The 15,204-nt window shown below is 65.8% G+C and carries 14 protein-coding genes; 11 read left to right on the forward strand and 3 right to left on the reverse strand.

Annotated features, from left to right (window positions below; all coding sequences use genetic code 11):
• The first annotated feature begins 166 nt into the window (after positions 1–166).
• A complete protein-coding gene (locus AC07NY_RS17895) occupies positions 167–922 on the forward strand; it encodes a helix-turn-helix transcriptional regulator (RefSeq protein ID WP_492283614.1) in 756 nt (251 codons plus the stop codon).
• On the opposite strand, the gene purN is transcribed toward AC07NY_RS17895, so the two are convergent.
• Together purN and purM are read right to left on the reverse strand one after the other, a co-directional pair.
• The gene (gene purN, locus AC07NY_RS17900) at positions 919–1,542 is read right to left on the reverse strand and encodes a phosphoribosylglycinamide formyltransferase (RefSeq protein WP_494584957.1); all 624 of its coding nucleotides are present in this window, start codon (positions 1,540–1,542) and stop codon (positions 919–921) included. The genes AC07NY_RS17895 and purN overlap by 4 nt on opposite strands.
• Entirely contained in the window at positions 1,539–2,612 is a 1,074-nt protein-coding gene (gene purM, locus AC07NY_RS17905; protein WP_494584958.1) for a phosphoribosylformylglycinamidine cyclo-ligase, read from the reverse strand. Before purM ends, purN begins: the two co-directional genes overlap by 4 nt.
• Before the next feature lie 109 nt (positions 2,613–2,721).
• Here purM and AC07NY_RS17910 point away from each other — a divergent pair, with 109 nt between their 5' ends.
• From AC07NY_RS17910 to ppx, 7 genes are all read left to right on the forward strand, one after another.
• Entirely contained in the window at positions 2,722–3,066 is a 345-nt protein-coding gene (locus tag AC07NY_RS17910; protein WP_494584959.1) for a BrnT family toxin, read from the forward strand.
• Complete coding sequence (locus AC07NY_RS17915; RefSeq protein WP_494584960.1) at positions 3,042–3,389, forward strand: helix-turn-helix domain-containing protein; 348 nt, start codon at positions 3,042–3,044, stop codon at positions 3,387–3,389. Before AC07NY_RS17910 ends, AC07NY_RS17915 begins: the two co-directional genes overlap by 25 nt.
• Positions 3,390–3,429: 40 nt before the next feature.
• Complete coding sequence (locus AC07NY_RS17920; protein ID WP_492283610.1) at positions 3,430–3,960, forward strand: CDP-alcohol phosphatidyltransferase family protein; 531 nt, start codon at positions 3,430–3,432, stop codon at positions 3,958–3,960.
• A 195-nt stretch (positions 3,961–4,155) separates the two neighbouring features.
• Positions 4,156–5,265 carry an AI-2E family transporter gene (locus AC07NY_RS17925; RefSeq protein ID WP_492283609.1) on the forward strand — a complete coding sequence of 370 codons (1,110 nt, stop codon included), beginning with the start codon at positions 4,156–4,158 and terminating at the stop codon, positions 5,263–5,265.
• A 7-nt stretch (positions 5,266–5,272) separates the two neighbouring features.
• Positions 5,273–5,971 (forward strand): P-loop NTPase family protein, encoded by a 699-nt coding sequence (locus AC07NY_RS17930; protein ID WP_494584961.1) that lies wholly within the window; start codon positions 5,273–5,275, stop codon positions 5,969–5,971.
• 121 nt (positions 5,972–6,092) lie between these two features.
• Positions 6,093–8,288: an RNA degradosome polyphosphate kinase gene (locus tag AC07NY_RS17935; RefSeq protein ID WP_492283607.1), complete on the forward strand. Its 2,196-nt coding sequence runs from the start codon at positions 6,093–6,095 to the stop codon at positions 8,286–8,288.
• A complete protein-coding gene (ppx, locus tag AC07NY_RS17940) occupies positions 8,272–9,798 on the forward strand; it encodes an exopolyphosphatase (RefSeq protein ID WP_494584962.1) in 1,527 nt (508 codons plus the stop codon). Before AC07NY_RS17935 ends, ppx begins: the two co-directional genes overlap by 17 nt.
• Before the next feature lie 174 nt (positions 9,799–9,972).
• On the opposite strand, the gene metC is transcribed toward ppx, so the two are convergent.
• Positions 9,973–11,163, reverse strand: coding sequence for a cystathionine beta-lyase (gene metC, locus AC07NY_RS17945; protein ID WP_494584963.1), 1,191 nt, complete (start codon positions 11,161–11,163; stop codon positions 9,973–9,975).
• Between the two features lie 265 nt (positions 11,164–11,428).
• Between metC and AC07NY_RS17950 the strand changes: the two genes are divergently transcribed.
• The 3 genes from AC07NY_RS17950 to AC07NY_RS17960 all read left to right on the forward strand — a co-directional run bounded on the left by AC07NY_RS17950 (position 11,429) and on the right by AC07NY_RS17960 (position 15,204).
• Positions 11,429–12,451 (forward strand): amino acid ABC transporter substrate-binding protein, encoded by a 1,023-nt coding sequence (locus tag AC07NY_RS17950; protein WP_492283604.1) that lies wholly within the window; start codon positions 11,429–11,431, stop codon positions 12,449–12,451.
• A gap of 146 nt (positions 12,452–12,597) precedes the next feature.
• On the forward strand, positions 12,598–13,638 hold the full coding sequence (locus AC07NY_RS17955) for an amino acid ABC transporter substrate-binding protein (RefSeq protein WP_494584964.1): 1,041 nt from the start codon (positions 12,598–12,600) through the stop codon (positions 13,636–13,638).
• 369 nt (positions 13,639–14,007) lie between these two features.
• Positions 14,008–15,204: an amino acid ABC transporter permease gene (locus AC07NY_RS17960; RefSeq protein ID WP_492283602.1), complete on the forward strand. Its 1,197-nt coding sequence runs from the start codon at positions 14,008–14,010 to the stop codon at positions 15,202–15,204.

Below are 15,204 nucleotides of genomic sequence, written 5' to 3' on the forward strand. Positions count from 1 at the left end.
ACTGCGCGTGCTTCTCGACAAGTGCGCCTTGCTGCTGACAGACTGCTGACAGAAGCTGTCAGCGCGGCTGAGCCATTCTGCCGCAGGTCCACATCGTGATCCGTTCGATCCCCGCGATCGAACGGCGTGGCTGTTGGACCGGGGATACGAGTGGGGAGACGCCGCCGTGCAGCGCGCTGAACGATTGCTCGACATGATTCAGAGCCTGCGTCGTCGCAGGCGCCCCGTGACCGCCGAGACGCTGGCCTCCGAGCTCGATGTCTCCGTGCGCACGGTCTATCGCGATATCGGTGCGCTGGTGCGCCAGGGCGTGCCCGTGCGCGGCGAGGCCGGCATCGGCTATGTCCTCGATGCCGGTTTCGATCTGCCGCCGCTGATGCTCTCGCCCGATGAGATCGAGGCCGTGCTGGTCGGCATGCGCTGGCTCAGCGAGCGGGCCGATCCGGTGCTGGCGCGCGCTGCCGAGGACGTGGTCAGCAAGGTCGCAGCGGTGCTGCCGCCGCATCTGCGGCCCATCCTGCTCGACGGCGCCTTGTTCGCGGCGTCCCATCCGGGCGACATGCCGGCCGATCAGGTCGATGTCGCGGCCGTGCGCGCCGCCATCCGCAACGGCCGCAAGCTCTCGATCCAGTATAGCGACGAGAGCGGCCATGCGACGCAGCGCATGATCTGGCCGATCGGCATGACCTTCTACGAGCGCGTGCGCATCGTCATCGCCTGGTGCGAGCTGCGGCAGGCCTTCCGCCATTTCCGCACCGACCGCCTGACCGGTCTCGTCGCCTTGGAGGAGCGCTACCCGGCTCGCCGCGCCGATCTCTTCCGCCGCTGGCAGAAGGAAGAGGAGCGCGCGAAGGAGGAGTGGGAACGCTGCAAGCGCGAGGGCGGCGGAATGCCGGCAAGCGCCGAAGGCGTCGCGGCTTAACTGCGGATGACTGCGTCGCCTTCGAGCTTCACGCGGCCGGAGGCGACCTCTGCCAGCGCCGCCGGATAGAGCTTGTGCTCCTCGACGAGCACGCGCTTCGCCAGCGTCTCCTCGTCGTCGCCGGGTAGGACCGGCACCTTGGCTTGCAGGATCACCGGCCCGGCATCGAGCTCCGGCACGACGAAATGCGCCGAGCAGCCATGCTCGGTGACGCCGGCTTCCAGCGCCTGCCGATGGGTGTGCGTGCCCTTGAACAATGGCAGCAGCGACGGGTGGATATTGATCATCCGCCCCTCCCAGCGCGCCACGAACCAGGGCGTCAGAATGCGCATGAAACCGGCGAGCACGAGCAGGTCGATCTGGTTGACCCGCAGCACGTCATCGACCGCGCGCTCGAAGGCTTCGCGGTCCTTGCCGAAGGAACGGTGATCGACCGTCGCAGTGGCGATGCCGAAATCGCGCGCGCGGTCGAGCCCGGCGACATCGGGGATATTCGAGATGACCAGCGCGATTTCGGCTGGATAGCCCGGCGCCTGCGCCGCTTCCGCCAGCGAGACCATGTTGGAGCCGCGCCCGGAGATCAGCACCCCGACGCGCTTGCGGGGAAGGCCGGTGCTCACAGCGAGAGCTTGCCGCGATAGCTGACCTGCTCCTCGCCGGCCGCGACCGGCACGATCTCGCCGAGCTTCACCGGCGCTTCGCCTGCGGCCTTCAAAGCGGCGAGAACCTCATCCGCCTTGCTGGCCTCGGCCGCGACGATCATGCCGATGCCGCAGTTGAAGGTGCGCAGCATCTCGCGCTCGGCGACGCCGCCGACCTTGGCAAGCCAGCCGAACACGGCCGGAACCGGTATCGCGGGCAGATCGAGCGCGACGCCGAGCCCCTCGGGCAGCACGCGCGGAATGTTGTCGGGGAAGCCGCCGCCAGTGATATGCGCCAGCGCCCTGATGCCGTCGGTCGCCTTCAGCGCCTGCAGCAACGGCTTCACATAGATGCGGGTCGGCTCCAGCAGTGCTTCGGCAAGGCTCTTCTCGGGGGCGAAGGGAGCGGGCGCCGCCCAGCCGAGGCCGCTGAGCGCGACGATGCGGCGGACGAGCGAATAGCCGTTCGAATGCACCCCAGAGGAGGGCAGGCCGAACACCACGTCGCCGGGTTTCAGGTCCTCGCGCGGCAGCAGCGTGCCGCGTTCGGCGGCGCCGACCGCGAAGCCGGCAAGGTCGTAGTCCTTTTCAGCGTACATGCCGGGCATCTCGGCGGTCTCGCCGCCGATCAGCGCGCAGCCGGCCTGGCGGCAGCCATCGGCGATGCCGCGCACGATCTCGACGCCGACCTTCGGGTCGAGCTTGCCGGTCGCGTAATAGTCGAGGAAGAGCAGGGGCTCGGCGCCCTGCACGATCAGGTCGTTGACGCACATCGCGACGAGGTCGATGCCGATCGTCGAATGCAGCCCGCTCTCGATCGCGATCTTCACCTTGGTGCCGACGCCGTCATTGGCCGCGACCAGGATCGGATCGCTGAAGCCGGCGGCCTTGAGGTCGAACAATCCGCCAAAGCCACCGATCTCGGCGTCCGCGCCCGGCCGGCGCGTCGCGCGCACCAGCGGCTTGATCTCGTCGACCATGGCATTGCCGGCGTCGATATCGACACCTGCCTGCGCATAGGTCAGTCCGTTTGCGCCGGGCTTGCTCATCGCGTTTTGCCTTCCTTCTGCTCGCGCGAGCGATAGGCAAGCGCGCCCGCGCTGGCAAGGCGTTTGGCTGGTTTTGCAGGGTATTCGGTCGCATGGGCGACTGAGACCGATGGCCGCCCGCCTCGAATGCGGTTGCGGCTCATTGACCGGACTGCGCTTGAAGCGTAGCCTGCCGTCAATGGAATTCGAGTGGGACGACGCGAAATCCGAGGCCAACCGTGTGGGGCGTGGGTTCGGCTTCGACTTCGCCGCCCTGATCTTCGAAGGCCCGACGCTGGAGGCGCCGGATCTCCGCACGGAATATGGAGAGCGTCGCATCCAGGCCATCGGCGAGGTCGAGGGTTTCGTTCTGGTGGTGGTCTACACGGATCGGCCGCCTGTCCGCCGGGTCATCTCGGCCCGTCTCGCCAACCGGAAGGAACGCGCGCTATGGCAAGCATTCGCAAGTCGCTAGCGGACATCAAGGCTGCCCGGCCGGCGATCGACCGCGCGCGAATGGCTGCGACCACCGAAAACGAGATACTGCTGCACGCGGAAGAGGACGGTCTGAGGCCGGACGACGAAGCTGCCGATTATGCCCCTGTCTTGCCGGTTCAGGTCGTGCGCAGGCAACTCGGGATGACGCAGGAGCAGTTCGCAGCAGCGCTCCGCATTCCGTTGCCGACACTGCGCAATTGGGAGCAGGGGCGAACGCTTCCCGATCCGGCGGCGCGGGCGCTGCTCACCATCGTGGCCAAGGAGCCAGAAGCCGCCCTGCGTGCGTTGAAGGTGGCATAGCTGCCCGTAAGCCGATCCGCGACGAGCAAGGCTACCCGCCATGACGATCCCCAACCTGATCACCATCGGCCGCCTGTTCCTGGTGCCGCTGGTCATCGTCATGATCATCAGTGCGAACTGGGATGCGGCCTTCATCCTCTTCGTCGTGGCCGGCATCTCCGACGCGGTCGACGGCTTCCTCGCCAAGCGCTGCGGCATGGCGAGCGAGCTGGGAGCATGGCTCGATCCCGTAGCCGACAAGGCGCTGATCGTCTCGATCTACATCACGCTCGCCGTCGTCGGAGCGATCCCAGTCTGGCTCGTGGTGCTCGTCGTGGCGCGCGACCTGATGATCGTGGCAGCAGTGATCCTGTCCTGGCTGCTCGACAAGCCGCTGACGATCGCGCCCATCGTCGTCAGCAAGCTCAATACTGCCGCCCAGATCGCCTTTGCCGCTTTGGCGCTCGGCTCCCGCGCCTTCGGCATCGAACTCGGCTCGTTCGCGCTGGCCTGTGAACTCCTCGTCGCTCTGTTGACGGTCGCCTCGATGACGGCCTATCTCGGCTTCTGGCTGCGCCATATGGCAGGTTGACGGGGCTTGATCCGGCCGAATGGCTTGGAACTGCGGGCCACGATGCACATCTGACAGGTCACGCTAGAGCATTTTCGAGCGAAGTGGACACCGGTTCGCGTGAAGAAAATGCGTTAAAGCAAAGACCTGGAGCAATGGCGCGGTTCGAAGAATTGCGGAATTGCTCCAGCCGCAAGATGCGAGAGAGGCTGATCGATGACGTTGCAACGCCAGATCGGTTTCTGGGTCGGCTCCCTTCTCGTCTTCGTCCTGTTTCTGGTGGTGCTGCGCGACGTGCTGCTGCCCTTCATCGCGGCGCTAGCGCTCGCCTATCTGCTCGATCCGCTCGCCGACAGGCTGGAGCGCATGGGCATGAGCCGGATGGTGGCGACGATCGTCATCCTCGTCGTCTTCCTCCTCATCTTCGTGCTGGCGCTGGTGCTGCTGGCGCCGCTGCTCGGCCAGCAGCTTGCTGGCCTCGTCGCGCGCCTGCCGGGCGATGCCGCCAAGCTTCAGGCGCTGGTGCTGGAGAAGGGTACGCCCTGGCTCGAACGCTTTGGCGCCTCCGAACTGACCAAGGACGCGCAGAGCTCGCTCGGCAACCTTGTCGGCGACGGCGTGAAATGGGTCGGCGGCCTGCTGCAATCGCTCTGGAGTGGCGGCACGGCCATTGTCGGCGTGTTCTCGTTGCTGGTGCTGACCCCGGTCATCGCCTTCTACCTGCTGGTCGACTGGGACCGTATGGTCGCGACCGTCGATAGCTGGCTGCCACTCGACCATCGCGACACCATTCGTGGGCTGCTGCACGAGATGGACATGGCGATCGCCGGTTTCCTGCGCGGGCAGGCGCTGGTCTGCGTGCTGCTCGGCGGCTTCTACGCGATCGGGCTCAGCGTCATCGGCGTCAATTTCGGCGCGCTGATCGGCATCATCTCGGGCTTCCTGTCCTTCATCCCCTATGTCGGCTCGCTGACCGGGCTCGTGCTCTCGGTCGGCGTCGCGACGGTGCAGTTCTGGCCGGACTGGACCTGGCCGCTGGCGACGCTCGGCGTCTTCTTTGCTGGGCAGTTCCTCGAAGGGAACATCTTCCAGCCCAAGTTCGTCGGCGACTCCATCGGCGTTCACCCGGTCTGGCTGATGTTCGCGCTGCTCGCCTTCGGCTCGCTGTTCGGCTTCGTCGGCCTGTTGCTGGCGGTGCCTTTGGCCGCGGTCATCGGCGTGCTCTGCCGCTTCGCGCTGAGGCAATATCTCGCCAGCAACCTCTATCACGGCGGCGACGCCACCCGCGCGGCGGCGGCGAAGGCGCGCATCGGCACCGACGCCTGAGTTGTCCATGTCCGACATTCCCCAGCGTCCGCGCCAGCTCGCCTTCGACCTGCCGGTCGACAGTCGCCATGGCGTCGAGGATTTCCTCGTCGGTGCCTCCAACGAGGCGGCCTATGGGCTGATCGAGCGCTGGCCGGCCTGGCCCGAGGCCTGGCTGCGCCTGACTGGGCCGGAGGGGGCCGGCAAGACCCATCTCGCCGCGATCTGGGCGCGGACCTCCCACGCCTGGACGATTCCCGCCAAGGAATTGAGCGAGGCGCAGGTGCCGCATCTCGTCTCGGGCGGCGCGCTGGTGATCGAGGATTGCGATGTGGGCGCCTTCGACGAGCACGCCCTGTTCCACCTGATGAACGCGATGAAGGCGCGTGGCGGCTTTCTGCTGCTGACGGCGCGAAGTGCGCCCGATCTCTGGGGCCTGAGCGTGCCGGACCTGCTCTCGCGCCTTCGGCTGGCCCCGGCTGCGACGATCGAGCCACCGGATGACGACCTGTTGCGGGCGCTGCTGGTCAAGCTCTTCATCGACCGCCAGCTCGTCGTCGACATCGCCGTGATCGACACTTTGGCCATGCGGATGGAGCGCTCCTTCGCCGCCGCACGGCAGGTGGTCGATCGGCTCGACCGGCTCGCGCTCGAACGCGGCCGGCGTGTGACGCGCCCGCTGGTGCAGGAGGCGCTGGCGGAACTGTTTCCGGAGGAGCCGGGTTGAACCTGGCCATCTCTGCGCAAGCCCCATGCTTCAAATCATGTCGCTTGTCATCGAACCGTCGCACTAGAATGGCTTCAACGGCAGCATGAGCGGAAAGACGACCAGGACACGAGTGAAGCGCATGACCCTCGACACCGTGATCGACGAGCCGGAGAAGCTTTCCAGCGAGGCTGATGCGGCGCCCCTGCGCCATCAGCCGGAGCGCTTCATGAACCGCGAGCTGTCCTGGCTCCAGTTCAACCGCCGCGTCATGGAGGAGGCCTCGAATCGCAGCCACCCGCTGCTGGAGCAGCTGCGCTTCCTCTCGATCTCCGCGAACAACCTCGACGAATTCTTCATGGTCCGCGTCTCCGGCCTGCGCGAGCAGCTCAAGGCCGGCGTCGTTACGCGCAGTCAGGACGGACTGACGCCGGCCGGCCAGCTCGTCGCCATCGGCGAGGCGGTCGCGGCGCTGACCGCCGACCAGCAGGCGCGCTGGGTCGAGCTGCGCAACGAACTGCACGGCCACCGCATCCACCTTCTGCAGCCGGGCGATATCGGCGCGCAGGACCGGATCTGGCTGGAGGATTACTTCCTCAACTACATCTTCCCGGTGCTGACGCCGCTGGCGATCGACCCGGCCCATCCTTTCCCCTTCATTCCCAATCTCGGCTTCACCATCGCCTTGGCGCTGGAGCGCAAGCATGACGGGCGCCAGCTCGACGCGCTGATCCGCGTGCCCACCAAGATCGACCGCTTCATCGAATTGCCGGACCTGGCGCGCGAGGGCTTGCACCGCTTCATCGCGCTCGACGATGCGGTCTCGCTCTTCATCAGCAAGCTCTTCCCGGGCTACGAGGTGAAGGGCGCCGGCTCCTTCCGCATTATCCGCGACTCCGACCTCGACATCGAGGAGGAGGCCGAGGATCTCGTCCGCGTCTTCGAGACCATGCTGAAGCAACGCCGTCTCGGCGTCGTCATCCGGCTCGAACTCTCGACCGGCATGCCCGACCACCTGCGCCGGATGATCGTGCGCGAACTCAAGGTCGACAGCGACGAGGTCGTCGAGGTCAACGGCATGATCGGCCTGAACGAGCTTTCGCAGCTCGTCGGCGTCGATCGGCCTGACCTCAAGTTCAAGCCCTATAACGCCCGCTTCCCCGAGCGCATCCGCGAGCATGGCGGCGATTGCTTCGCTGCGATCCGCCAGAAGGACCTGCTCGTCCATCACCCCTATGAGAGCTTCGACGTCGTCGTGCAGTTCCTGCAGCAGGCGGCGCGCGACCCCAATGTCGTCGCGATCAAGCAGACGCTCTATCGCACCTCGGCGAACTCCCCGATCGTCAAGGCGCTGACCGAAGCGGCAGAAGCCGGCAAATCGGTCACCGCGCTGGTCGAACTCAAGGCTCGCTTCGACGAAGAGGCGAATATCCGCTGGGCCAAGGAGATGGAGCGCGCCGGCGTCCAGGTCGTCTACGGCTTCATCGAGCTCAAGACCCACGCCAAGCTGTCATTGGTGGTGCGACGCGAGGCCGGTCAGCTCGTCAGCTACTGCCATATCGCGACCGGCAATTACCACCCGATCACGGCGCGCATCTATACCGACGTCTCCTTCTTCACCGCCGATCCCGTGCTGTCGCAGGACGTCGCCCGCGTCTTCAACTTCATCACCGGCTATGCCGAGCCCGCCGGGCTGGAGCGCATGGCCGTCTCGCCGACGAGCCTCAAGCAGCGCCTGCTCGACGATATCGCCGAGGAGGTCGCGCATGTGAAAGCCGGCCGCAAGGGCGCGATCTGGGGCAAGTGCAATTCGCTCGTCGATCCCGAGATCATCGACGCGCTCTATGATGCCAGCCAGGCCGGCGTCGAGATTGACTTCGTCGTGCGCGGCATCTGCTGCCTGCGGCCCGGCGTGCCCGGGCTCTCGGAGAATATCCGGGTCAAGTCGATCATCGGCCGCTTCCTCGAGCACACCCGCGTCTATGCCTTCGGCGCTGGCCACGGCATGCCGTCGCCCAAGGCCAAGATCTACATTTCCTCGGCTGATCTGATGCCGCGCAATCTCGACCGCCGTGTCGAGGCACTGACTCCGATCCTGAACCCGACTGTGCATCAGCAGTTGCTGGATCAGATCATGTTGGCCAACCTGCTCGACAACGAGCAGAGCTGGACGATATTGCCCGATGGCGGCTCACGCCGCATTGTCCCCGCGCCGAACGACGAGCCGTTCAACGCGCATAAGTACTTCATGACGAACCCGAGTCTGTCCGGACGTGGAAAATCGCTCTCCAATTCAAGTCCCCGTTCCCTCTCGCGTCGAGGTGGACGTAAAGCCTGAGCTCCGGCATGCGCCGGGGCGGCTTGCGCTGTCCCATACCATCGCCATCGTCGATATTGGCTCGAACTCGGTCCGTCTCGTCGTTTACGAGATGCTGGCGCGCGCGCCCTCGCAGGTCTTCAACGAGAAGGAGATGGCGGGCCTCGGCCGGCAGGTCGCGTCGACCGGCCGTCTCGCCGACGATGCCATCGCGAAGGCGATCAATGCACTGGTGCGCTTCCGCATCCTCTGCGAGGCCATGCATGTCGGCGAGATCCGCGTCATTGCCACGGCCGCGGCGCGCTATGCCAGCAACGGCCCGGAATTCATCGCCCGCGCCGAGGCGGCGATCGGGCAGCCGATCGAGCTGATCTCGGGCGGGCGCGAGGCCGTGCTGTCGGGCCTCGGTGTGATCTCGGGCTTCGACAATCCAGACGGCGTCGTCGGCGACCTCGGCGGCGGCAGCCTGGAGCTGATTTCCGTCAAGGACGGCGCTGTGGGGCAGGGCGCCAGTGTCCCGCTCGGTGGCCTCGCCCTGCTCGATCGCTCGAAGGGCTCGCTCAGGGCGGCCGAGAAGATCGTCAAGGACGAGCTCGACAAGCTGCCGCAGCTTGCCGCCATGAAGGGCCGCGACTTCTACGCCGTCGGCGGCACCTGGCGCGCGCTCGCCACGCTCCACCAGCATCGCGCGGCCTATCCGCTCAACGTGATGCACGGTTACTCCGTGCCGACGCGCGACGTCGCCGATTTCGTCAAGCTGGTCGAGCGAGCCGATGTCTCGGTGCTCGACGCGATCGATTCCGTGTCCTCCGCTCGCCGTCCGCTCCTGGCCTATGGCGCGCTGGTGCTCGACGAGTTGATCAAGCGCGGCCGGCCGCGCGAGATCATCATCTCGGCGCAGGGCGTGCGCGAAGGCCTGCTGCATGAACAACTCTCGCCGGAGGAGCAGAGCGCCGACCCGCTGATGCAGGCCGCGCGCGACTACAACCTGCTGCGCGCCCGCGACCCGCGCCATGCAGCCGAGCTGATCAGTTGGACGCGCGGCATCCTGGAGACGGCCGGCCTGCCGCAGGATGAGCCGTCCGGCCGGATGATCGAGACCGTCTGCCTGCTCTCCGATATCGGCTGGCGTGCCCATCCCGATTATCGCGGCGAGCAGAGCATGAACGTCATCGCCCACGCCTATTTCACCGGTCTCGACCATGTCGGCCGGGCTTTCCTGGCCTTGGCGATCTTCCACCGTTATGCCGGCATGAAGGCGAGTTCGCCGGCCGCGGCCGGGCTGAAGACGCTGTTGCCGCCGGCGATTCTCGCGCGGGCCATGTTGATCGCGGCGATCTTCCGCGTCGCCTATCTGCTCTCGGCCGGCATGTCCGGCATCCTGCCGCGCATCGCGGCGTCCTGCGTCGACAATCGCCTGCTCCTGCGCTTCCCCGACGACCTCGCGGCATTGGCGAGCGAGCGTGTCGAAGGGCGGCTCAAGCAGCTGGCGAAGCTGCTCGGCCGCGATTTCGAGATCGGCAAGCTCTGAGGTCTGTCGGCATTCGATCACCCAACCCTTGTCATTCCGGGGCGCGCTGCAGGCGCGAACCCGGAACCCACGACTGGGTGAGACATTCGGTGTGCGGTTGTCAGTGGAGTGCTTGATCGTGGGTTCCGGGTTCTTCGCTTCGCGAAGCCCCGGAATGACAAAAGGGCGCGCCGCTCACCCCACTGCGCGCAGCCGGGCAAAACCGGCGTCGAGGTCGGCCTTGAGGTCCTCGAGGTCCTCAAGCCCGATATGGATGCGGATCGTCGGTCCCTTGAAGTCCGGCTTCGTCGCCGTGCGGTAGTCCTTGCAGTCGAAGGGCAGGACGAGGCTCTCATAGCCGCCCCACGAAGCGCCGATCCCGAACAGGGCGAGCCCGTCCAGCATCGCGCCGACGGCCTTCATCGAGACCGGCTTCAGTTCGAAGGTGAAGAGCGAGGAGGCGCCGGTGAAGTCGCGCTTCCAGATCTCGTGCCCCGGCGCGCCCGGCAGGGCGGGGTGCAGCACGCGCGCGACCTCAGGCCGTCCCTGCAGCCATTCGGCCATGGCGATGCCGGCCGGCATCTGCTCCTTCAGGCGGATCGCCATCGTGCGCATGCCGCGCAGGGTCAGGAACGCATCTTCAGGCGCGACGATGAGGCCGAGCTGGCCCCAGGCCGCGCGCAGCTTCTTGTAGAGCTCCGGCGTGCGGGCAGAGACGGTGCCGATCAGCACGTCCGAATGGGCAGCGTAATACTTGGTGCCGGCCTGCACCGAGAGATCGACGCCGAAGGCATGGGCGTCGAAGAACAGCGGCGTCGCCCAGGTATTGTCCAGCGCGACGAGAATGTCGCGCTCGCGGGCCGCGGCGACGATCGCCGGGATGTCCTGCATCTCGAAGGTCTGCGAGCCCGGCGCCTCGGTCCAGACGGCCCTGGTGTTCTGCTTGAACAGCTTCGCGATGTCGCTGCCGACGAGCGGATCGTAATAGGTCACCTCGACGCCCATCCGCTTCAGGAAGGTGTCGCAGAAGATCCGCGTCGGCCTGTAGACGCTGTCCGTCACCAGAACGTGATCACCAGACGATAGCAGGGTCAGGAAGGCGAGGGTGCAGGCCATCAGCCCCGAAGGCGTCACGACCACACCGGCGCCACCCTCGATCGTGTTGGCGGCGGCGATCAGGGCGTCGATCGTCGGGTTGCCGTCCGTGCCGTAGGTGTAGCGTGCTTTGCGCACGAGGAAGTCTTCGGTGTTCGGATAAACGACCGTCGAGCCTCGTACGATAGGCGGATTGACAAAGCCGTAGCTGTCGGTGGGGTCGCGACCCGCGAGAGCCAGGCGCGTGCGCTCGCCGAGGCGCGCAAATTCAGGCGAAGTCAGCTTTTTCATGGAACGGCACGGCCAGAAATTGGGAAGATCATGGTCAGGCTTGACCACTCCCCACAAACTCGCATGTGATATATGCAGGGAACAAGGGGCGGCTCATGCGTATGGCGGTTGCTTGACGCTCATGAGTCGCTCTGGCAATCGACTCGAGGATATGGGGACGCCGCGCGAAAGCACGACGAACCGAGCGGTGAAAATGCCGCCGGCGGCGGGACCAGAAATGTCTTCCGGCATCAGCCGGACAAGGGGTTCCAACGGGAGAGTACCGATGAAAAAGTTTGTTGCAGCCGCCCTCGCAGCAGGGATCGGCATGGCGGTTTCCGCGACCGGGGCCTCGGCCCAGGCCACGCTCGCGCAGGTGAAGCAGCGCGGTATCCTGAATTGCGGCTCGAACACCGGCCTCGCCGGCTTCGGCGTGCCGGATGCGCAGGGCAACTGGAAGGGCCTCGACGTCGATCTTTGCCGCGCTATCTCGGCGACGATCTTCAACGACCCCAACAAGGTGAAGTTCATCCCGCTCTCGGCCAAGGACCGTTTCACGGCGCTGCAGTCGGGCGAAGTGGACGTTCTCGTCCGCAACTCGACCTGGACGATGACGCGCGACGCCTCGCTCGGCCTGCTCTTCACCGGCGTGAACTACTATGACGGCCAGGGCTTCCTGGTCCGCAAGAAGCTCGGCGTGAATTCGGCGCTGCAGCTCAATGGCGCATCGGTCTGCACCCAGCAGGGCACCACGACCGAGCTCAACCTCGCCGACTACTTCCGCGCCAACAACCTCAAGTACGAAGTCGTCGCTTTCGCGACCTCGGACGAGACGGTCAAGGCCTATGACGCCGGCCGCTGCGACGCCTTCACCACCGACGCCTCGGGCCTCTATGCCGAGCGCCTGAAGCTGGCGAACCCCGACGAGCATCTCGTTCTGCCAGAGATCATCTCGAAGGAGCCGCTCGGCCCCTCCGTCCGCAACAACGACCCGCAGTGGTTCAACCTGATCAAGTGGACCCATTTCGCCATGCTGAACGCCGAGGAACTCGGCGTCACCCAGGCGAATGTCGAGCAGCAGCTGAAGTCCGACAACCCGGAGATCAAGCGTCTGCTCGGTACCGAAGGCAAGTTCGGCGAGCAGGTCGGCCTGACCGCGGACTGGGTCGTCCGCATCGTCAAGCATGTCGGCAACTACGGCGAATCCTTCGAGCGTAACGTCGGCCAGGGCTCGCTGCTCAAGATCGCCCGCGGCCAGAACGGCCTCTGGACCAAGGGCGGCCTGCAATACGCCCCGCCGGTTCGCTAAGAGGTTTGCGGGGCGCCGGCCTGACCGGCGCCCCGTTTCCATTTCGCGTACGCGCCTTTCGCTGGCTCTAGCCGACGGAGCGCGGAGTCTGAGTGTTCGATTGCCGCACGGTGCCGTCGCTGCTGTCGTCCAGGGCCTGTTCCGCCATGGGAAAAGCAAGGATGCCGCCCCTCTTCGCGATGGCCTTCGCCGCCCTGGCGAGCCTCGCGCCGGATAGCGGCTGGGCTGCCCCGGATGGCGGCTTGCTGGAGCAGGTGAGGCATCGCGGGGCTGTCGTTTGCGGCGTGGCCCCCTCGCTGGCCGGCTTCTCGATTCCCGACAGGCAGGGGCGCTGGACCGGCTTCGATGTCGATCTCTGCCGGGCGGTCGCGGCCGCGATCTTCGACGATCCCGAGAAGGTGCAGTTCGTTCCGCTACTGTCGAAGGACCGTTTCACGGCGCTTCAGACCGGCGATGTCGATCTTCTCTCGCGGACCTCGACCTGGTCGATGGCGCGCGACACCGCGCTCGGCCTCAACTTCACCGGCATCAATTTCTACGGCGGCGAGGGCTTCATGGTCCGCGCCAGGCTCGGCCTGAACTCGGCCTTGCAGCTCGCGGGCGCCTCCGTCTGCGCCGAGCAGGGCACCACGACCGAGCTCAACGTCGCCGATTTCTTCCGTAGCCACGGTCTGAAATACGAGATCGTCACCTTCAAGGGCAGCGACGAGACCGTGGACGCCTATGCCAGCGGCCGCTGCGACGCCTATGCCTATGACCGGGCGGGGCTCGCGATCCAGCGGATGAAGCTGGCGGCGCCGCGCGAGCACGTCATCCTGCCGGAGACGATCTCGAAGGAGCCGCTAGGCCCTGCCGTGCGCCATGGCGACGACCAATGGTTCGATCTGGTCAAATGGACGCTGTTCGCCATGGTGAATGCCGAGGAGCTTGGTGTCGGCCAGGGCAATGTCGAGGCGATGCGATCCTCGGAGCGGCCGGACGTCCGGCGTCTGCTCGGAATCGAGGGTGATTTCGGCGAGGCGTTGGGCCTCGATCGCGATTGGGCCTATCGCATTGTGCATCATGTCGGCAATTATGGTGAATCTTTCGAGAGAAACCTCGGTCGGGACTCGCCTCTGAGGATCGAACGTGGCCAGAATGCGCTGTGGACTCGGGGCGGCCTGCAATACGCTCCCCCGATCCGTTGAATGAAGCCGGGCGAAACCGGCGCGAAAAATGAAACAGGGCTGCGAGGCCCTGCGCGAGACGAAGCAAACGAGGCAAGGTTCGGGCTGCTTGGCCCGGGACTTGCTGGCAAGCCGAGGGCGGGACAAACCCGCTCCGAACAGGGGAACCGCATGAAGATCATCTTTGCGTCGGCGGCTGCCGGCGTCGGATACCTGTCACAGCGCATGGCGCGGACCGGAACCGGGGGCTGAAAGAGGGGCGCGCGGCTTTTCGGCCGGGCGCAGCTCGCAAGACCAGAACAGTGGCACGGACAACAACACGACCACGGCGCAACCGCACCGCCGCAGGATCGCCGGCCACGACAAGCGAAGCAAAAAAGGGCGTGACAGGTGTCGAGCATTCCCAGCGAACAGGTATCACCCGGCAAGGCGTCGTTATTCTACGACCCGAAGATCCGGGGCTATGTCTATCAGATTGCTCTGGTAGCGGTCGTCGTCTTCCTGATCTGGTCGGCGGCCTCGAACGCGATCGAGAACCTGCGCGCGCAGAAGATCGCCTCAGGCTTCGGCTTCTGGCACAACGCCGCCGGCTTCGACATCAACCAGAAGCTGATCCCGTTCTCCGCCTCGGGCGGCTCGACCTATGGCGACGCCTTTATCGTCGGCCTCTTGAACACGCTGCTGGTTGCCGGGCTCGGCATCATCCTGGCGACCTTCCTCGGCTTCTTCGTCGGCGTCGCCCGGTTGTCGAACAACTGGGTCATCTCGAAGCTCGCGATGATCTATGTCGAGGTCATCCGCAACATCCCGCTGCTGCTCCAGCTCTTCTTCTGGTACAACGCGGTGCTGAAGCCGCTGCCGAACCCGCGCGATTCGATCAAGCTGCCGACCGGCGCCCTGCTCAACAACCGCGGCCTCTACCTTCCCGATCCGCAGCTCGGGCCTGGCGGTAACCTGATCGTCTGGGCGTTCCTGATCGGCCTCGTCGCCACCTTCGTTTTCCGTTACTGGGCTCGCAAGCAGCAGGCGGCGACCGGCCGGCAGTATCCGGTCGGCTGGGTCGCGGTTGCGCTGATCGTGGTTCTGCCTCTGCTCGTCTATTTCGTGACGGGCCGGCCGGTTTCCTTCATCTATCCCGAACTCGCCGGCTTCAACCTGCGCGGCGGCATCCAGATTTTCCCGGAATTCGTGGCGCTGCTGATCGGCCTGACGACCTATACGGCCGGCTTCATCGCCGAGGTCGTGCGCGCCGGCATCCTCGCGGTCTCGAAGGGGCAGAGCGAGGCGGCCCATGCGCTCGGCCTGCGCAGCGGGCCGACATTGAAGCTCGTCGTGATCCCGCAGGCGATGCGGGTGATCATTCCGCCGCTGACCTCCAACTACCTCAACCTGACCAAGAACTCGTCGCTGGCGGTTGCGATCGGCTATCCCGATCTCGTCCAGGTCTTCACCGGCACGGTGCTGAACCAGACCGGCCAGGCGGTCGAGGTCGTGGCGATCACGATGGCGGTCTATCTGACGATCTCGCTGGTGACGTCGCTGTTCATGAACATCTACAACAAGCGCATGGCGCTGGTGGAACGGTGA

This window comes from Allobosea sp. GW821-FHT09G06 (assembly GCF_059416005.1).